Source organism: Kitasatospora sp. Root107 (assembly GCF_001424875.1).
Taxonomy (GTDB): domain Bacteria; phylum Actinomycetota; class Actinomycetes; order Streptomycetales; family Streptomycetaceae; genus Kitasatospora.
Window position 1 is genome coordinate 38,638 of the sequence record NZ_LMCT01000045.1, and the last position, 18,000, is coordinate 56,637.

The following is an 18,000-nucleotide window of genomic DNA, read 5'->3' on the forward strand; positions in this document are numbered from 1 at the left end:
TGACCGAACGCCACGACGGGTGCCGGCGGATCACGCGGCACGGTGGCGACGCTGGGGGGCGAACAAGTGACATCGGATTTCCGCGTCGACGTGGGTCAGTTGGACCTGCTGGCACGTCAACTGGGTGAGAGCACCGGCTCGATGGGCGCCGCCATGCGCGCGATGGAGACCACCGGGCCGAAGACCACCGGCAGCAAGCGGCTCGACCACGCCTGCGACGACTTCCAGGAGAAGTGGGAGTACGGCCTCAAGCAGCTGACCCAGACCGTCCAGGCCGTCACCAACGGCCTGGACCGGACGGTCACGGCGTACCAGCAGACCGAGGCCGCGCTGGCGGCCGTGTACCAGGGCGCTTCGGCTTCGGCCTCGGCGAGCTGAGGGGGCGCCGTGTTCGAACGTGACTTCCCGGCGCTGGGGTTCGACCCCACGCCCGGTGAACCGGGCCGGATCGACGCCCTGGTGCTGCAGCTCACCACCTCCGCCAAGTACCTGGAGGACGCGCACGCGACGCTGACCCGGGCCGTCTCCGGCGACGCCGGATGGCAGGGTGACGCGGCATCGGGTTTCACCGCGAAGATCCAGCCGCTGCCCCGGCAGCTCGAGATCGCCCGGCAGTCCTTCGACCGGGCCGCCCGGGAGCTGGACCGCTGGGGCGCCGACCTGGCGGGCCTGAAGTCCAAGGCGCACGCGTACGAGGACTCGGCCCAGGCCGCGAAGGACCGGCTCAAGCGGGCCAAGGACAACCCCGACCTCGACCTGGTCAACGTGCTGTTCACCGACGGCGACCAACTGGCCGACGCCGAGCGGCGGCTGGCCTCGGCGGCCCGCGAGGTGGACAGCGCCGAGGACGAGCTCGCCGACCTCCGGCGGCAGGCCGCCGAGCTCTCGGCCCTGCACGAGGACCTCTCCGAGAAGTGCGCGGCAGCCCTGCGGGCGGCGGCCGAAGAGGCCCCGGACGGGCCCGGGCTGCTGGCCCGGGTCGGCGAGTCCATCGAGCAGGTCGCCATGCTGCAGATCAAGGCCGGGCAGGAGGTGGTGAAGTTCGTCCAGGACCACGCCAACTCGATCGCGGCGGTCGGCGACGTGTTCTCCACCGTCAGCGCGGTCACCGGCCTCGTCGGGGCGACCCTGGACGCCATCCCGGGTGGCGCGATCATCGGCGGGCCGGTGGGAATCGCATCGGGTGTCAACGGGCTCGCCGCGTTCGCCCTGCACGGGGTGGCCAAGGCCGGTGGCGCGGACGTCTCGTGGGGGAAGCTCGGCGAGGACGCCATCAGCAGCCTGACCTTCGGGATCGGGAAGACGGCGGAGGCGGGTACGGAGGCGTCGCTGGGAGTGGTGGCTGTCGCCAGAGGGGCCAAGCCCGCGTCTGACCAGGTCGGTGGGTTCCTCGATCTCAAGGAACTCGCGGGCGGGGCCGAGACGCTCGAGTACTTCGTCCCACGGAATGATCGGCAGAAGGCGGAGCTCAGCCTCGGATTCCTGCCCGTGATCGGAACGACCATGATGCTCGCCCCCGCCTACGAGAACGCCTGGAAGGCGGGCGTCGAAAAGGACCGCCAGGCCGCCGCCGAGAGGGGAGCACGATGAGTCCCGTCGAGAAGGTGCCTGCCCTCGCCGATGGGCGCCCCGAGTTCTCGATCACCTACGCCATGGCGACGCCGGAGGAGGTGGTCTGGGTGGCGCACCTTTACGGCTACGCGCTCGCGGATGTGACGGCCGGGAGCAGCTGGCACGGCATCCGGTTCATCCGGGACGACAGCCCGCTCGCCCGCCGCCGGGCGGCCTACATGCGGAACCCGCAGGCGGACCCGTCCTTCGTGCCCCCGTTCAGCTGGCGCACGGACGTGCCCTTCGGCTTCAACCCGCCGGGCTGGCACCCGAGCGTCCGAATCTCGGGGATGGCGCCGGAGGACGCCAAGGACCTGCGGATGCTGACGGGATTGGCCCGAGCCAATATGCGTGGGCCGCTGGCCCTGGTGCTGATGTTCGGCGGGGGCCTGACCGGGGCCCTGCTCAAGTCGACCGACAACTGGGAGTGGAAGACCGCGTTCATGGTCGCCCTGTTCGCCCTGTTCGTCGCGCTCCGCAAGTTCGGTTACCGGACGTCCCACCGGGCGGCAGCCGCCCGAGCCCAGAAGAAGTGGGGGCCCGGCGGATGAGCCCCGAGTACCGGATCAGCTTCGAGCTGCCGCCCGACTTCCGGGAGATCCCGGTCGGGGCGGACATGGTCGAGCTCACTGACGACCTGCGGGGGCGGATCGGCGAGGACCGGGTCGAGGACACCGATCCCGTCGTGCTGAAGCAGCTGCTCGCCAGCTACGCGCGGACGTCCTGGCAGCTCGCGGAGACCGGGGCGTACTACGCGGCCAACTGCTTCGGGCTGATCGACGAAGGCCGTCCGTCCGCCGCCTCGCTGCTGATCTCCCATCAGGAGGTGGACTGCGCCGACCCGGAGATCGCCGTCGCGGGGATTATCGAGATCCGCCGACGCGGGTCCGATCGCCGGCAGCTACAGCGGTACGAACTGCCGTGCGGGCCCGCCGCCGTGGAGATCGAGCTGGACACGCCGCTGCTGATCCCGGCCGCCGTCTCGGTCACCGGGGCGGACGAGCCGATCCCGGTGGCCACCCTGCAGGCGTGGATCCCGGTGCCGCGGGAGGCCGACCCCAAGGCCCGCAGCCTGACGGTGGTGACGTTCAGTACGCCCTCCGTCCAGGACTGGGAGACCTACTGCCCGGTGGTGGTGGAGCTGCTGCGTACCGTCACCTTCGAGCCCCGCGGCGTGACGCTCCGGCGGTAAAGGGGCTGCCAGAGGCCTCGCCGGGATGCGAGAATGATCGGCGCTATGGCTAAAGAAACCGGAAAGAAGCTGATCGCGCAGAACAAGAAGGCGCGACACGAGTACACCATCCTCGACACGTACGAATGCGGCATGGTGCTGACCGGCACCGAGGTCAAGTCGCTCCGCGAGGGGCGGGCCAACCTGGTGGACGGGTACGCCTACGTCCAGGGGCGCGAGGTGTGGATCGACAACGTGTTCATCCCCGAGTACACCCAGGGGACCTGGACCAACCACTCGGCGCGGCGCAAGCGCAAGCTGCTGCTGCACCGGATGGAGATCCACAAGATCGAGTCGAAGACCAAGGAGACCGGCCACACCCTGGTGCCGCTCTCGCTGTACTTCAAGGACGGCCGGGTGAAGCTCGAACTGGCCCTCGCGGTCGGCAAGAAGCTGCACGACAAGCGGCAGACCCTGCGCGAGAAGCAGGACCGTCGTGAGACAGACCGGGCGGTCGCGGCGGTCCGTCGCCGCCAGCAGGGTTAATCTGCTTGGCCAGGCCGGTCGCTGCGCGTAGTATGGGCGCAGCACCAACCGGAGGGTTCGCCCGCCGGGAGCTGTTTCTCAACAAAACATGGGGATGATCGGTTTCGACAGGGGAAGTCGAAACAGGAGAAGCGAGCCGAGGAACGCGGCAATGATCTCGTTAACCATCTGCCGCAAAACAATAATCGCCAATTCTAAGCGCGATGCCCAGCAGTTCGCTCTCGCTGCCTAAGCGAAAGTGAACGGGTGTCAGACCGGGGAGTTCCCGACCCGGACCCTGGCATAATTTAGGGAACTCAACTTGCCACCCCGGTCACGGGGGTCGGTGGGGAAATCAAACAGTGACTGGGCCTGTTGGCGGCTTGTCCGTGTGACTGCCAGGGCCGAGAAAATCACAGCGGACTGCGCTCGGAGAAGTCCTGAATCCACTCCACTGGACCCGGGTTCGATTCCCGGCATCTCCACCACCCCATGTGTATCGAAGGCCGCCCTCCACACCGGAGGGCGGCCTTCGTGCTTCCCGGCCTGCCGGGGCGCTGCCGCAGTGTCAGGCGGCCCGGGTCAGCTCTGCAGACGCCATTGCTGGTTCGCCCCGCCCGAGCAGCCCCACAGCTGGATCTTCGTACCGTTGGCCGTCGCCACCCCGGTGGCGTCGAGGCACAACCCCGACTGGACTCCGGTGACCGTGCCGTTGGAGTTGAGGTTCCACTGCTGGTTGGTCTGGCCGTTGCAGTCCCAGATCACCACTGCGGTGCCGTTCGTGGTGCCCTTTCCGGAGGCGTCCAGGCACTTGTTGCCGAAGACCGTGAGCTGCTTGCCGGCGGTGTAGGTCCACCGCTGGTTGGCGGCGCCGTTGCAGTCCCACAGCTGGGCCTGGGTGCCGTTGGCCGTGGCGGAGCCGTTGATGTCGACACACCGGCCGGACTGCTGCCCGACGAGCTGCTGGCCGACGGGCGGGGGAGTGGTGGTCGAGTCGAACTGGGAGAAGAACTTCCACACCTCGCCCGACGTCCAGGTGCGCCAGCCGTCACCGGTGGAGCCGTCGATGGGGCCGGGGTCGTGGCCCGCGCCGTCGAATGCCGCCCAGACGACGGGATATCCGGATCGGCATCCGGAGTAGGTGGTGACGTTGTGGGTCAGGCTGCCGTTCGCCGGCTCCGGCGGGTTCTGCGCGGTGCAGCCGTTGTTCCTGACGAAGGTGTCCCGGAGCGCGCGTCCCGAGGCGATGGGCAGGACGTTGTCCCGGAGGCCGTGCAGCCCGATGTAGGCGACCGGCTGCGTTCCTCCGGCGCACCCGCTGAGGTTCGCGCCGGAGTAGACCGCGACCGCCCGGAAGACGGTCGGCCGTGCGCAGGCGAGCGCGTACGACATGGCGCCGCCGTAGCTGAAGCCGGCGGCGAACAGCTGCGTGCTGTCGACGCAGAGCCCCGCCTCGAGCTGACGGGTCAGGTCGTCGACGAGGGTCACGTCCTGGCCGTTGTTGTTGGCCCAACCGTTGTCGAAGCCCTGCGGGGCGACGAAGATGGTGCCGTTGTTCGCGCCGTCCGCCAGTCGCCGCAGGCCGTAGTAGGACCAGTTGTACCCGTCGGTCCCGCCCGAGTCGACGTCGTTCGCGGTGCCGCCCCGCCAGTGGAACCCGAAGACCAGGCGGTAGGGGCGGTTGCTGTCGTAGCCGGTGGGGAGCCTGAGGATGTAGCTGCGGTTCTGGCCGCTGCTCTGGATCGTGTGGGCGCCGCTGCTCAGCGTCGGAGCCTTGCCGCAGCCGGCTGTCGGCGCGGCGGCACTGACGGCCGCGGGTGCGGCGACCGGGTCGGGGGTGCGGCTCTGTGCGGTGCCGGCGGCTCCCAGGACGAGGAGTGCGGCGGCTGTGACGGCGGCTAAGAAGGATCGGTACTTCATCTGCTCGTCCTTCGCTGTGGGGTGGGATGCGAACATGGCGCAGTGGTGAGCAGCCAGGAGGGCCATCAGGCCATGGGGCTTCTGACGATCACGCAGGTCTCCTGGCGGGGTGACAGCCAAGTGCGACACGCACAAGTCATGTGAGCGTTAACACGCCACCCGGGGTGGGAGGGGCGGCGGTCGTCGTCGGAATGACGGCAGCGTGCTCCACTGCGTGTGCACTGTCAACCCTTCTCACAGCCGGTCCGGTTCGTCGGCGCCGTGATGGGTAGGCACTTCGCGTTGCACCACCCCGTCCGGTCAGGGGCCCCGCCCTCACAGTGCCGCCGTCCGTCGGGTGAGAGGACGGTTCCTCGGGCGTCACGGGCCACAACGAGGGCGAAATCACCGCCTCCTAACGTCAGTTGGCACAGGGCACCGGCAGGCAAGGGGAGCGCGATGAGCACCGATACGGCAGCGCAGGGCAGAGCGGGCGGCCGCTGGATCCAGGAGTGGCGGCCGGAGGACGCCGGTTTCTGGGAGCGGACCGGGCGGAAGGTGGCCAACCGGAATCTGCTGTTCTCGATCATCTCCGAGCACATCGGCTTCTCGATCTGGAGCCTCTGGTCGGTGATGGTCCTCTTCATGGGGCCGAAGTACGGGGTGGACCCGGCCGGCAAGTTCTTCCTGGTCGCGGTGCCCACCCTGGTCGGCGCGTTCGTCCGGATTCCGTACACCGTCGCGGTGGCCCGGTTCGGCGGGCGGAACTGGACCATCGTGTCTGCCGTCCTGCTGCTGCTGCCGACCCTGGCGGCCGCCTATGTCATGCACCCCGGCACCTCGTACACCACTTTCATGCTGGTCGCGGCGCTGACCGGGCTCGGCGGCGGGAACTTCGCCTCCTCGATGACCAACATCAACGCCTTCTTCCCGCAGCACCGGAAGGGTTGGGCGCTCGGCCTGAACGCGGGCGGCGGCAACATCGGCGTACCGGTGATCCAGCTGGTCGCGCTCGGCGTGATCACCTGGGCCGGGGCGACCCACCCCCGGCTGGTGCTGGGCATCTACGTTCCGTTCATCGTGATCGCGGCGGTCTGTGCGGCGCTGTTCATGGACAACCTGGCGCCGATGAGGAGCGACACCGGGGCGCTGGCCGAGATCGTGAAGCAGAAGCACACCTGGCTGATGTCCGTCCTCTACATCGGTACCTTCGGCTCCTTCATCGGCTTCAGCTTCGCCTTCGGCCTGGTGCTGCAGAACCAGTTCGGCCGCACCCCGCTGCAGGCCGCCCAGCTGACCTTCGTCGGCCCGCTGCTCGGCTCGCTGATCCGGCCGGTCGGCGGCTGGCTGGCGGACCGGCTGGGCGGGGCCCGGATTACGCTGTGGAACTTCGCCGCGATGGCGGCCGCCGCCGCGCTGGTCACGTACGCCTCCTCGATCAAGTCGCTGCCGGTCTTCCTGACCGGCTTCATCGCCCTGTTCGTCTTCGCCGGTCTCGGCAACGGCTCCACCTACAAGATGATCCCGGTGATCTTCGAGGCCAAGGCGCAGGACCGGATCGCCCAGCTCGGCGACACGGTCGAGCAGGCCGCCGCCTGGTCCCGCCGGATGTCGGGCGCGGCGGTCGGCGTGATCGGTGCGGTCGGTGCGCTCGGCGGGCTCTTCATCAACCTGGCCTTCCGGCAGTCCTTCCTGGTGGCCAAGACCGGCACCCCGGCCTTCGTCTCCTTCCTGGTGGCGTACGCGATCTGCTTCGTGCTCACCTGGGCGGTGTACCTGCGCCGCCCGACCGCCGCTCCCGGCGAGGCCGTACCGAGCCCCGCGCTGGCCCGCGCCTGACGGCCTGACTTCGGGCCTGTCTGACCATTCCCGTCGGGTCCGCGCCGCCCGGCACGCACGCTCGACGCACGGCCGGGACGCCCAAGTAGCTCCGCTACGAGGGCACCGAACGACCCGGCCTGATCCGACGGGAATGGTCAGACAGGCCCGAGCGCGACCGGCTGTCCACCCCCTGGACGGCCGGTCCGACCTGCGAAACAAGCCGGAAATCGGACCGACCTCGCTGTGACACCGCCGCGAGGGACGATTCCCGTCCACCCACCCTTCCGGCCCGCCGCAGCCGTGAGGCGCACCACCGAAGGACCGAGCCATGGACGATCTGACGAGCAGTCGCCCCACCGACCGCACCGAACCGGTACCGCCACTGGCCGGGTTCACCATCGGCATCACCGCCGCCCGGCGGGCCGACGAGCTTGCCGCCCTGCTCCAACGCCGGGGCGCCGCCGTACTGCGGGCACCCGCCCTGCGGATCGTGCCGCTCACCGACGACACCGACCTGCTCGCCGCCACCCGCGCGTTGGTCGCCGACCCGCCGGACATCGCGGTGGCCACCACCGGCATCGGCTTCCGGGGCTGGATCGAGGCCGCCGAGGGCTGGGGGCTCGGTGACGACCTGATCGACCGGCTCGGGAAGGCCGTGGTGCTCGCCCGCGGGCCCAAGGCCAAGGGCGCGATCCGGGCCGCCGGACTGCGCGAGGAGTGGTCGCCCGAGTCGGAGTCCTCGGTCGAGGTGCTGGAGCGCCTGCTGGAGCAGGGCGTCGACGGACGGCGGATCGCCGTCCAGCTGCACGGCGCCCCGCTACGGGACTTCGTCGAGTCGCTGAAGGCGGCCGGCGCGGAGGTGGTGGAGGTCCCGGTCTACCGCTGGCTGCCGCCCGTCGACCTGGCCCCGCTGGACCGGCTGCTGGACGCCTGCTGCGCGGGTGCCCTGGACGCGGTCACCTTCACCAGTGCCCCGGCCGCGATCAGCCTGCTCGACCGGGCCGAACAGCGCGGCCTGACAGCGGAGTTGCTGCACGCGCTGCGCCGGGACGTGCTGCCGGTCTGCGTCGGCCCGGTGACGGCGGCCCCGCTGGAGGAGCTGGACGTCGCGACGGTCTGGCCGGAGCGGATGCGGCTCGGCGCGATGGTGCAGATGCTCACCGCGCAGCTGCCGGGACGGTCACGGCGGCTCTCGGTGGCCGGGCACCTGCTGGAGCTGCGCGGCCAGGCGGTGCTGGTGGACGGCGAACTGCGCCCCGTACCGCCGGCCGGGATGGCGCTGCTCCGGGCGCTGGCGAAGCGGCCGGGGTGGGTGGTGCCGCGGGCCGAGCTGCTGCGGGCGCTGCCGGGGAGCGGGAACGACGAGCACGCGGTGGAGACGGCGATGGCGCGGCTGCGTTCCGCGCTGGGCGCGCCTTCGCTGGTGGCGACCGTGGTCAAGCGGGGGTACCGGCTGGCGCTCGATCCGGTGGCGGATCCGGGGGAGAAGTACGGCGCTGCGTAAGGAACGTGCCTCACCGCCTACGTAAGGATCACCTTTCCGAGGTCGGCGTCGCCCACGCGGCGGAGCCGCACATCAGCAGGGCCCCGAGCCCCTGTCTTCCGAACGGCGTGTTCGAACCCGGGGAGTGCCTGGCTGAGGGTGGTGTCCAGGGCGTAGGATCATCCGTCCGTCTCTTTTCCGAGGTCCTTCGCCGCACCCCCCGAGGCCATGCACAGCAGCTCTGACTCAGACACCATTCGCGACCGCGAGATCGCGGGCGAACAGCGCCATCTCGACACGGTCTACCACCGGTTGGAGGAGAAGCTCGCCGAGGCCGAGTACATCCTGGAGGACGCCGCCAAGCGCGTGCAGGTCGGTACGCCCGGCGCGCTCGCCGAGCGTGATGCCCAGGTCTATCGCGCGGGCGCGCACCTGCACCGGTTGAACGCCGAGTTCGAGGACTTCCTGTTCGGCCGGATAGACCTCCAGCAGGCCGATGCTCCCGAGGAGCACGGCATCCCGTCGCAGACCCCGCTCGACCCGGCCGACCCGGCCGTCGCCGAGACGCTGCACATCGGGCGGCTCGGCGTGCTCGACGCCGAGTTCGGGCCGCTGGTCATCGACTGGCGGGCGCCGGCCGCCGCACCGTTCTACCGGTCCACCCCGCTGGAGCCGGGCCGGGTGATCCGACGGCGCGTCATCCGGTCGAAGGGCCGCAAGGTGCTGGGGGTCGAGGACGACCTGCTGCGCCCCGACCTGACGCCGACCCTGGACGGCCAGGAGCTGGCGGTGGTCGGTGACGGCGCGCTGATGGCCTCGCTGGGCCGGGCCCGCAGCCATTCGATGCGCGACATCGTCTCCTCGATCCAGCGCGAGCAGGACGAGGTGATCCGGGCCCCCGCGCCGGGCGCCACCCTGGTGACCGGCGGCCCGGGCACCGGGAAGACCGCGGTCGCACTGCACCGGGCCGCGTTCCTGCTCTACCAGGACCGCCGCCGGTACGCGGGCGGGATTCTGGTGGTCAGCCCGACCGCGCTGCTGGTCTCGTACACCGAGGGCGTGCTGCCCTCGCTGGGTGAGGAGGGCCAGGTCGCGATCCGGGCCGTCGGCAGCCTGGTGGACGGCATCGAGGCGGGCCGGTACGACACCCCGGAGGCCGCGCACGTGAAGGGCTCGGCCCGGATGGTGACGCTACTGCGCCGGGCGGCCAAGGCCGCGCTGGAGCTGGGTGCACCGACCGATCTGAAGGTGTTCGCCCGGGGCGAGGCGCTCCGGCTGGACGCCAACAAGCTCCGGACGGTGCGCGGCAACGTGATCGGCAGCGGTGGCACGCCGCTCAACCTGCTCCGCCCGCGCGCCCGGCGGCTGCTGCTGGACGCGCTCTGGCAGGAGGCGATCAGGCACCAGCCGCGCCCGTCCGACCACTACGCCAGGGAGCAGCGCCAGGAGGAGAAGGAGGCCTTCGACGAGTACGTCTCGGACGAGGCGGTCTTCCTGGACTTCCTGGACGCCTGGTGGCCGTCCCTGACGCCCCGTCGGGTGCTGGCCACCCTCAAGCAGCCCCGGCACACCAACCGGATCGCCCGCCGGGCCGTCACGCCGGAGGAGGCGCGCCTGCTGGCCACCTCCTGGCGTGAGCTGACGGACCGTGGCGAGGGCCCGCTCTCGGCGCACGACGTGGCGATGGTCGACGAGCTGCAGCTGCTGCTCGGCGAGGCGGCCAAGCGAGCGTTCCGCGAGGTGGACGCGGTGGACCTGCTGACCGGTCTGGACGAGGTCACCACGTACGCCGACCGGTCGGCCCGGCAGCGCGACCGGGTGCCGGTCGAGCGGGTCGAGTACGCGCACGTGATCGTGGACGAGGCGCAGGACCTCACCCCGATGCAGTGGCGGATGGTCGGCCGGCGCTCCCGGATGGCCACCTGGACCATCGTCGGCGACCCGGCGCAGTCCTCCTGGCCGTTCCCGCAGGAGGCGCAGGCGGCGATGGACGAGGTGCTGGCGGGCAAGCCGCGCCGTCGGCACACGCTGACCGTGAACTACCGCAACCCGTCCGAGATCGCCGAGGTGGCGGCCAAGGTGCTGGCGCTGGCCGCGCCCGGTACGCCGTCCCCGACGGCGGTCCGCTCGACCGGTCTGGCGCCGCGCTTCGCGGCGGCGGCCTCGGCCGAGCCCGCGGTCTTCGCGGCGGCCGCCCGGGCCGAGCTGACCCGGCTGCTGGCCGAGGTGGACGGCACCGTCGCGGTGGTGGTCCCGATGGACCGCCGGGCCGAGGCGGCCGGCTGGATCGACGGTCTGGGCGAGCGGGCGGTGGCGCTCGGCAGCCTGGAGGCCAAGGGTCTGGAGTACGACGCCACGGTGGTGGCCGACCCGGTCGGCATCGCGGGGGAGTCGGAGGCCGGGCTGCGGGTGCTGTACGTGGCGCTGACCCGGGCGACCCAGCGGCTGACCGTGCTCTCGGGCCCGGACGACCTGCCGGACGCGGACGGGGTGCCGGCGCTGCTGCGCTGACGGTCCGACACGAAGAAGGCCCCTCACCAGTGGTGAGGGGCCTTCCGACGTTGGTGACACCGACCCGCCATGCTCGCCTCGCGGCAAGTGGTCGCTCGTAGCGACGAAGGTTGGGCCCGGGGGCTTGGATCGAGTCGGTGCCTTGTCCAATGTAACGCATCGCCCGTGGAGGGCAAGAAGCCTTGTCGACTCCGGACACTCAATGAACGTTATTTCTGGCAGGCCCTTGGTAGGTGCGACGATCGAGGTCTAGCATGCCCAAGGCGTGAGATTTTCAACAAAGTGTTGATCTAAAGACGTGTTGATCCAGGAAGAAGGACGTCGATGGCGACGGTGCCCAGTGTCTCGAACTCGATCACGGTGCGGCTGGAGGTCCCGGCCACCGGAAACGCGGTGAGCTCGATCACCACCGCGGTCGAGTCCTCCGGCGGCTCGGTCACCGGTCTCGACGTCACCGCCTCGGGCCTGGAGGCGCTCCGGATCGACGTGACGGTGGCGGCCTCCTCGGTGGCGCACGGCGAGGAGATCGTCGAGAAGCTGCGCGCGATCGACGGCGTGGCCATCGGCAAGGTCTCGGACCGTACCTTCCTGATGCACCTCGGCGGCAAGATCGAGATGTCCTCGAAGCTGCCGATCCGCAACCGTGACGACCTCTCGATGATCTACACCCCCGGTGTGGCCCGGGTCTGCATGGCGATCGCCGAGAACCCCGAGGACGCCCGCCGCCTGACCATCAAGCGCAACAGCGTCGCCGTGGTCACCGACGGCTCGGCCGTGCTGGGCCTGGGCAACATCGGCCCGATGGCCGCGCTGCCGGTGATGGAGGGCAAGGCCGCGCTGTTCAAGCGGTTCGCCAACATCGACGCCTGGCCGATCTGCCTGGACACCCAGGACGCCGACGAGATCGTCGCGATCGTGAAGGCGATCGCCCCCGGCTTCGCGGGCATCAACCTGGAGGACATCTCCGCGCCGCGCTGCTTCGAGATCGAGGCCCGGCTGCGCGAGGCGCTGGACATCCCGGTCTTCCACGACGACCAGCACGGCACCGCGATCGTGGTGCTGGCCGCGCTGACCAACGCGCTGCGGGTGGTCGGCAAGGAGATCTCCGAGGTCCGGATCGTGATGTCGGGCGCCGGCGCCGCCGGTACCGCGATCCTCAAGCTGCTGCTGGCCGCCGGCGTCGAGCACGCCACCGTCGCGGACGTCCGCGGCGTGGTGCACAGCGGCCGGGACGACCTGAACGACTCGCTGCGCTGGATCGCCGAGCACACCAACCGCTCGGGCCGTACCGGCACCCTCAAGGAGGCGGTGGCGGGCGCCGACGTCTTCATCGGCGTCTCGGCCCCGAACCTGCTGGACGGCGACGACCTGGCCACCATGGCCGAGAACTCGATCGTCTTCGCGCTGGCCAACCCGGACCCGGAGGTCGACCCGGCGGTGGCCCGGCAGACCGCCGCCGTGGTGGCCACCGGCCGCAGCGACTTCCCGAACCAGATCAACAACGTGCTGGTCTTCCCCGGCGTGTTCCGCGGCCTGCTGGACGCGCAGAGCCACACCGTCAACACCGAGATGATGATCGCCGCCGCCCGGGCACTGGCCACCACGGTCGCCGACGACCAGCTGAACGCCAACTACATCATCCCGAGCGTTTTCCACCCCGACGTGGCCAAGACCGTGGCCGCAGCCGTCCGGGAGGCCGCCCTGGCGGCCCGTGGCGGCGCGGAGCCCGCCCCGGGGAGGCCCACCCCCGGCATCGTCGGGACGCTCGACACCGCGGCTTTCCCGGCCGTTCGGCTCTAGGTCGTACGGGCGCTCGGGAGTGGCCGTGCGCTCGGACAAATGACCGGTCGGCGGCCTTACTCAGTCACACACGCCCCGAACCCTTGCGACACAAGGGGAAGGGGCGTGTTTGGGCTTGTCGGTGCCAGGGCGTACGGTAGCCCTGCACGGGGCAGGCGTGTCCGACAAGTACGGAACGTCCCCCTGGGCTCCCGGCGTGTCCATTGGACCGTCGCCCGATCCGGTCCGCCGGAGCCGACGGAGCGTCACAACTCCGGTGGGCGGGCACTGTTCGGGTCAACCGCGCCGGGGTCCGATTGGCTTTCTCAGTGCCGGTCGGGGCAGGATTCGTACCCAGGCAGTGCGGTTTGAGGCGCTTCGGGGTGCAAGCCCGACCCCTGACCAACCCTCGCCTGAATGAGCACAGTGTGCGGACCAGCGGCCCGTCCGGCCATCCTCCAGAAATTGGGGGGCCCGGGAGGGACGACCGATGGGCCCCCGCACACCGCAACGCGAACAGACCACAGGAGTACACATGAACCGCAGTGAGCTGGTGGCCGCTCTGTCGGAGCGCGCCGAGGTGACCCGCAAGGACGCCGACGCTGTTCTGGCCGCCTTCGCCGAGGTTGTCGGCGAGGTCGTCGCCAAGGGCGACGAGAAGGTCACCATCCCCGGCTTTCTGACCTTCGAGCGCACCCACCGTGCCGCTCGTACGGCCCGTAACCCGCAGACCGGCGACCCGATCCAGATCCCGGCCGGCTTCAGCGCCAAGGTCAGCGCCGGTTCGAAGCTGAAGGAAGCCGCCAAGGGTAAGTAACCCGAAGCAGCACCAACGACCGTGGCCGGTCTCCCCTTGGGGAGACCGGCCACGGTCGTTTCAACAGGTCGATCAGACGGTGACGAGCTCCTCGCTGGGCAGCTCGACCTGGGCGCCGAGGTCGCGGAGCTTCTCCATGAAGTTCTCGTAGCCCCGGTTGATCAGGTCGATGCCGTGCACGGTCGAGGTGCCCTCGGCGGCCAGCGCCGCGATCAGGTACGAGAAGCCGCCGCGCAGGTCGGGGATGACCAGCTCGCCGCCGATCAGCTTGGACGGGCCCGAGACCACCGCGGAGTGCTGGAAGTTGCGGGCGCCGAAGCGGCACGGGGTGCCGCCCAGGCACTCGCTGTACAGCTGGATGTGCGCGCCCATCTGGTTCAGCGCGCCGGTGAAGCCGAGCCGGGACTCGTACACCGTCTCGTGCACGATGGAGAGGCCGTCGGCCTGGGTCAGCGCGACCACCAGCGGCTGCTGCCAGTCGGTCTGGAAGCCGGGGTGCACGTCGGTCTCCAGGGCGATCGCCTTGAGCTCGCCGCCCGGGTGCCAGAACCGGATGCCCTCGTCGTCGATCTCGAAGGCGCCGCCGACCTTCCGGAAGGTGTTCAGGAAGGTCATCATCGGGATCTGGTCGGCGCCGCGGACGTAGATGTCGCCCTTGGTGGCCAGCGCCGCGCAGGCCCAGGAGGCCGCCTCGAGGCGGTCCGGCAGGGCGCGGTGGTTGTAGCCGGAGAGCTCGTCCACGCCGGTGATCAGGATGGTCCGGTCGGTGCCCAGCGAGATGATCGCGCCCATCTTCTGCAGCACGCAGATCAGGTCGACGATCTCCGGCTCGACGGCCGCGTTGCGCAGCTCGGTGACGCCCTCGGCGAGCACCGCGGTGAGCAGCACCTGCTCGGTCGCGCCGACCGAGGGGTAGGGCAGCTCGATCTTGGTGCCCTGCAGTCGCTGGGCCGCCACCAGGTAGGTGCCCTGCGGGTGCTTCTCGATGGTGGCGCCGAACTGGCGGAGCACCTCGAAGTGGAAGTCCACCGGCCGGCCGCCGATGTCGCAGCCGCCCAGGCCCGGGATGAAGGCGTGCCCGAGGCGGTGCAGCAGCGGGCCGCAGAACAGGATCGGGATCCGCGAGGAGCCCGCGTGCGCGTCGATGTCGGCGACGTTGGCGCTCTCCACGTGCGAGGGGTCGAGGATCAGCTCGCCCTCCTCGTCGCCGGTGCGCACCGTCACGCCGTGCAGCTGCAGCAGCCCGCGGACCACCTTGACGTCACGGATGTCCGGGACGTTGCGCAGTCTGCTGGGGCCCGTGCCGAGCAGGGCGGCGACCATGGCCTTGGGGACCAGGTTCTTCGCACCACGGACCCGGATCTCGCCTTCGAGCGGGTTTCCGCCGTGGACCAGCAGGACGTCGTCGGTCATCGTTCTCGCAATCCGGGATGCCAAAGGGGGGTGAATCGGCTGCGGAGCAGGGCAGACGCAAGTGGAAGGATCTTCCACCGGAGTAGAAGGCCCTTCCACCACCTATAGATGGTAAGGGGAGGACGATTGGTTCCCTTGCGCCCTATTGGTGATCATGCTCGCCCTGGAGCCGACACGGCGGGCCGGTACGCCCGTTCGGGTGGTGCCAGAACCGGGACGGCTTTCGTGTTGGACGCCCGGCCGGGGCCGGACTGCGGGATCATATGAGGCATGACCCCGGCCTCCTCGCACACCGGCCGACTCCTGGTCGCCACGCCGATGCTCACCGACCCGAACTTCGCCCGCTCCGTGGTGCTGCTGCTGGACCACGACGCGCAGGGCGCACTCGGCGTGGTGCTCAACCACCCGACCCCGATCGAGGTGGCGGCGGTGCTGGACGGCTGGTCAGAGCTGGCCGGCCGACCGGCCGTGCTGTTCCAGGGCGGCCCGGTCGGCCTGGACTCGGCGCTCGCGGTGGCGGTGGTCCCCGGCGAGCCGGGCCAGGCGGAGCCGCTCGGCTGGCGGCGCCTGCACGGCGCGATCGGGCTGGTCGACCTGGAGGCTCCGCCGGAGGTGCTGGCCGGCGAGCTGGGCGGGCTGCGGGTCTTCGCCGGGTACGCCGGCTGGTCGCCCGGCCAGCTGGAGGCCGAGTTGGCCGAGGGTGCCTGGTACCTGGTGGACTGTGAGCCAGGTGACATTTTCTGCCCGGACCCGGAACGGCTCTGGCGCGCGGTGCTGCGCCGCCAGCGCGGCCCGCTCGCGGTGCTGGCGACGTACCCGGACGACCCGACGCTGAACTGAGGCCGCCCGAGGGCCTGAGGCCCGCTCCCGTACGGGCTCCGGGCCCCATAGACTTGGCGCCTATGAGCACTCTTGAGCCCGAGCGCGGTCTCGGTACCGGAACCCTGGTCGAGCCCGTCCCCCAGGTGTCCCACGGCGACGGCGACCACGAGCGCTTCGCGCACTACGTCCAGAAGGACAAGATCATGGAGAGCGCGCTCTCCGGCTCCCCGGTGGTCGCGCTCTGCGGCAAGGTCTGGGTGCCCGGGCGCGACCCGAAGAAGTACCCGGTCTGCCCGATGTGCAAGGAGATCTTCGAGGGCATCGGCAAGCCGCAGGGCGGGGACGACGACAAGAAGTAGGCAGGCCGATTGGTCTATGCCACTGGTGCTCCGGCGGGGCAGGATGAGGTCATGGATCTCATCCCGGCCCCGCTGAGTGTCACCCGTCCCGAGACCGGCGAGTACGTGCTGGACGCCGGCACGACGCTGACCGCCGAACCAGGCCTGGAGGGCGTCGAGTCCTGGCTCCGCGCCGCTCTCAATGCCGCCACCGGCCTCCCGCTGCGCCCGGGCACGGGTGGTATCGGACTGTGCCTCGACGAGTCGCTGGCCCCGGAGGCGTACCGGCTCTCGGTCGGCTCCGGCGGCGCCCGGCTGGCAGCGGGCAGCCCGGCCGGTGCCTTCCTCGGCGCCCAGACGCTCCGTCAGCTGCTCGGCCCCGACGCCTACCGCCGCGCTCCGCTGCGCCGTACCGGCTGGGCGCTGCCGTACACCGAGATCGAGGACGCGCCCCGGTTCGGCTGGCGCGGGGTGCTGCTGGACGTCTCCCGGCACTTCCTGCCCAAGGCGGACGTGCTGCGCTTCCTGGACCTGATGGCCGCGCACAAGCTGAACGTGCTGCACCTGCACCTGACTGACGATCAGGGCTGGCGGATCGAGATCAAGCGCTACCCCCGGCTCACCGAGGTGGCCAGCTGGCGGGACCGCTCGATGGTCGGCTTCCGGGCCGCCGAGCGCCGCAACGACGAGCCGCACGGCGGCTTCTACACCCAGGACGACCTGCGCGAGATCGTCGCGTACGCGGACGCCAGGCACATCACCGTGGTCCCGGAGATCGACCTGCCGGGTCACTCGCAGGCCGCCATCACGGCCTACCCCGAGCTCGGCAACACCGATGTGGTGGACACCGCCGGGCTGTCGGTCTGGACGGACTGGGGGATCAGCGAGAACGTGCTGAACGTGTCCGAGCAGACCCTGCGGTTCTTCGAGGGGGTGCTCGAGGAGGTGCTCGAGATCTTCCCGTCCCGGTTCGTCCACCTCGGCGGTGACGAGTGCCGCAAGGAGCAGTGGAAGCTCAGCCAGGCCGCGCAGAACCGGATCAAGGAGCTGGGGCTGGCGGACGAGGACGGGCTGCAGAGCTGGTTCATCGGGCACTTCGACAGCTGGCTGGCCGACCGGGGCCGGCGGCTGATCGGCTGGGACGAGATCCTGGAGGGCGGTCTCGCGCCCGGTGCCGCGGTCTCGTCCTGGCGCGGCTACGAGGGCGGGGTGGCGGCCGCGAAGGCGGGCCACGACGTGGTGATGTGCCCTGAGCAGCACGTCTACCTGGACCACCGGCAGGCGGCCGGGGAGGACGAGCCGATCCCGGTCGGCTTCGTGCGCACGCTGGAGGACGTCTACCGGTTCGAGCCGGTCCCGGCCGAGCTGACGGCTCTGGACGACGGCGGGGCTGCGGCCGCCCGGGTGATCGGCACCCAGGCCAACCTGTGGACCGAGTTCATGAACGACGCCCGGGACGTCGACTACCGGGCCTTCCCCCGGCTGGCCGCGTTCGCCGAGGTGGCCTGGTCGGACCTGCCGCGGGAGCCGGCCGCCCGGGACTGGGCGGACTTCGAGCGCCGGATGACCACCCACTACGCCCGCCTGGACGCGCTCGGCGTGGAGTACCGGCCGGCCGCCGGGCCGCACCCCTGGCAGCGCCGCCCCGGGGTGCTGGGACGTCCGTCGGAGGGTCCCGGGAACTCCTGAACCCGGCCCGTACGTCAACAACAGGTGAAGATCCGATCTGGTCCGACCGGATCGGATCGTTTGCCGCCTGGATTCGTCCGGGATTCTCCCCGCCTGTCCGTCCCCCGGGAAATGATCACCA

15 protein-coding genes and 1 other RNA gene are annotated in these 18,000 nt (G+C 70.6%); 14 read left to right on the forward strand and 2 right to left on the reverse strand.

The genetic code is table 11. The features are described 5' to 3' along the window. Positions 1-66 precede the first annotated feature (66 nt). The 6 genes from ASC99_RS28795 to ssrA all read left to right on the forward strand — a co-directional run bounded on the left by ASC99_RS28795 (position 67) and on the right by ssrA (position 3,795). Positions 67-378: a hypothetical protein gene (locus ASC99_RS28795; protein ID WP_063857225.1), complete on the forward strand. Its 312-nt coding sequence runs from the start codon at positions 67-69 to the stop codon at positions 376-378. 9 nt (positions 379-387) lie between these two features. Next, entirely contained in the window at positions 388-1,590 is a 1,203-nt protein-coding gene (locus ASC99_RS28800; RefSeq protein ID WP_057237492.1) for a hypothetical protein, read from the forward strand. Continuing rightward, a complete protein-coding gene (locus ASC99_RS28805; protein ID WP_057237494.1) occupies positions 1,587-2,162 on the forward strand; it encodes a hypothetical protein in 576 nt (191 codons plus the stop codon). Before ASC99_RS28800 ends, ASC99_RS28805 begins: the two co-directional genes overlap by 4 nt. Beyond that, positions 2,159-2,803, forward strand: a complete 645-nt coding sequence (locus ASC99_RS28810) for a hypothetical protein (RefSeq protein WP_157531821.1) — start codon at positions 2,159-2,161, stop codon at positions 2,801-2,803. Before ASC99_RS28805 ends, ASC99_RS28810 begins: the two co-directional genes overlap by 4 nt. Positions 2,804-2,848: 45 nt before the next feature. Next, positions 2,849-3,328 (forward strand): SsrA-binding protein SmpB, encoded by a 480-nt coding sequence (gene smpB / locus ASC99_RS28815; RefSeq protein WP_057237498.1) that lies wholly within the window; start codon positions 2,849-2,851, stop codon positions 3,326-3,328. 90 nt (positions 3,329-3,418) lie between these two features. After that, positions 3,419-3,795, forward strand: a transfer-messenger RNA (tmRNA) gene (ssrA, locus tag ASC99_RS36770). A gap of 94 nt (positions 3,796-3,889) precedes the next feature. On the opposite strand, the gene ASC99_RS28820 is transcribed toward ssrA, so the two are convergent. Next, positions 3,890-5,227: a ricin-type beta-trefoil lectin domain protein gene (locus ASC99_RS28820; RefSeq protein WP_057237806.1), complete on the reverse strand. Its 1,338-nt coding sequence runs from the start codon at positions 5,225-5,227 to the stop codon at positions 3,890-3,892. 438 nt (positions 5,228-5,665) lie between these two features. Between ASC99_RS28820 and ASC99_RS28825 the strand changes: the two genes are divergently transcribed. The 5 genes from ASC99_RS28825 to ASC99_RS28845 all read left to right on the forward strand — a co-directional run bounded on the left by ASC99_RS28825 (position 5,666) and on the right by ASC99_RS28845 (position 13,617). Next, positions 5,666-7,045: a NarK/NasA family nitrate transporter gene (locus tag ASC99_RS28825; RefSeq protein ID WP_057237500.1), complete on the forward strand. Its 1,380-nt coding sequence runs from the start codon at positions 5,666-5,668 to the stop codon at positions 7,043-7,045. Positions 7,046-7,355: 310 nt separating this feature from the next. Next, positions 7,356-8,531, forward strand: coding sequence for a uroporphyrinogen-III synthase (locus ASC99_RS28830; protein WP_057237502.1), 1,176 nt, complete (start codon positions 7,356-7,358; stop codon positions 8,529-8,531). Between the two features lie 207 nt (positions 8,532-8,738). Then, complete coding sequence (locus tag ASC99_RS28835; RefSeq protein ID WP_057237504.1) at positions 8,739-11,021, forward strand: UvrD-helicase domain-containing protein; 2,283 nt, start codon at positions 8,739-8,741, stop codon at positions 11,019-11,021. Positions 11,022-11,345: 324 nt separating this feature from the next. Then, positions 11,346-12,821 carry an NAD-dependent malic enzyme gene (locus tag ASC99_RS28840; protein WP_057237506.1) on the forward strand — a complete coding sequence of 492 codons (1,476 nt, stop codon included), beginning with the start codon at positions 11,346-11,348 and terminating at the stop codon, positions 12,819-12,821. Positions 12,822-13,335: 514 nt separating this feature from the next. Next, entirely contained in the window at positions 13,336-13,617 is a 282-nt protein-coding gene (locus tag ASC99_RS28845) for an HU family DNA-binding protein (protein ID WP_057237508.1), read from the forward strand. A 72-nt stretch (positions 13,618-13,689) separates the two neighbouring features. Here ASC99_RS28845 and murA read toward each other — a convergent pair whose 3' ends face one another. Further along, entirely contained in the window at positions 13,690-15,030 is a 1,341-nt protein-coding gene (murA, locus tag ASC99_RS28850; RefSeq protein ID WP_057237510.1) for a UDP-N-acetylglucosamine 1-carboxyvinyltransferase, read from the reverse strand. Between the two features lie 270 nt (positions 15,031-15,300). Between murA and ASC99_RS28855 the strand changes: the two genes are divergently transcribed. From ASC99_RS28855 to ASC99_RS28865, 3 genes are all read left to right on the forward strand, one after another. Next, a complete protein-coding gene (locus ASC99_RS28855; RefSeq protein WP_057237512.1) occupies positions 15,301-15,870 on the forward strand; it encodes a YqgE/AlgH family protein in 570 nt (189 codons plus the stop codon). A gap of 62 nt (positions 15,871-15,932) precedes the next feature. Next, positions 15,933-16,211 carry a DUF3039 domain-containing protein gene (locus ASC99_RS28860; RefSeq protein ID WP_057240860.1) on the forward strand — a complete coding sequence of 93 codons (279 nt, stop codon included), beginning with the start codon at positions 15,933-15,935 and terminating at the stop codon, positions 16,209-16,211. 51 nt (positions 16,212-16,262) lie between these two features. Then, on the forward strand, positions 16,263-17,879 hold the full coding sequence (locus ASC99_RS28865) for a beta-N-acetylhexosaminidase (protein ID WP_057237516.1): 1,617 nt from the start codon (positions 16,263-16,265) through the stop codon (positions 17,877-17,879). The last annotated feature ends 121 nt before the right edge of the window (positions 17,880-18,000 follow it).

Coding starts and splice junctions, on each gene's coding strand:
- ASC99_RS28805 (WP_057237494.1), top strand. CDS start 1,587: ATGAGTCCCGTCGAGAAGGTGCCTGCCCTCGCCGATGGGCGCCCCGAG.
- ASC99_RS28810 (WP_157531821.1), top strand. CDS start 2,159: ATGAGCCCCGAGTACCGGATCAGCTTCGAGCTGCCGCCCGACTTCCGG.
- smpB (WP_057237498.1), top strand. CDS start 2,849: ATGGCTAAAGAAACCGGAAAGAAGCTGATCGCGCAGAACAAGAAGGCG.
- ASC99_RS28820 (WP_057237806.1), bottom strand. CDS start 5,227: ATGAAGTACCGATCCTTCTTAGCCGCCGTCACAGCCGCCGCACTCCTC.
- ASC99_RS28825 (WP_057237500.1), top strand. CDS start 5,666: ATGAGCACCGATACGGCAGCGCAGGGCAGAGCGGGCGGCCGCTGGATC.
- ASC99_RS28830 (WP_057237502.1), top strand. CDS start 7,356: ATGGACGATCTGACGAGCAGTCGCCCCACCGACCGCACCGAACCGGTA.
- ASC99_RS28835 (WP_057237504.1), top strand. CDS start 8,739: ATGCACAGCAGCTCTGACTCAGACACCATTCGCGACCGCGAGATCGCG.
- ASC99_RS28840 (WP_057237506.1), top strand. CDS start 11,346: ATGGCGACGGTGCCCAGTGTCTCGAACTCGATCACGGTGCGGCTGGAG.
- ASC99_RS28845 (WP_057237508.1), top strand. CDS start 13,336: ATGAACCGCAGTGAGCTGGTGGCCGCTCTGTCGGAGCGCGCCGAGGTG.
- murA (WP_057237510.1), bottom strand. CDS start 15,030: ATGACCGACGACGTCCTGCTGGTCCACGGCGGAAACCCGCTCGAAGGC.
- ASC99_RS28855 (WP_057237512.1), top strand. CDS start 15,301: ATGACCCCGGCCTCCTCGCACACCGGCCGACTCCTGGTCGCCACGCCG.
- ASC99_RS28860 (WP_057240860.1), top strand. CDS start 15,933: ATGAGCACTCTTGAGCCCGAGCGCGGTCTCGGTACCGGAACCCTGGTC.
- ASC99_RS28865 (WP_057237516.1), top strand. CDS start 16,263: ATGGATCTCATCCCGGCCCCGCTGAGTGTCACCCGTCCCGAGACCGGC.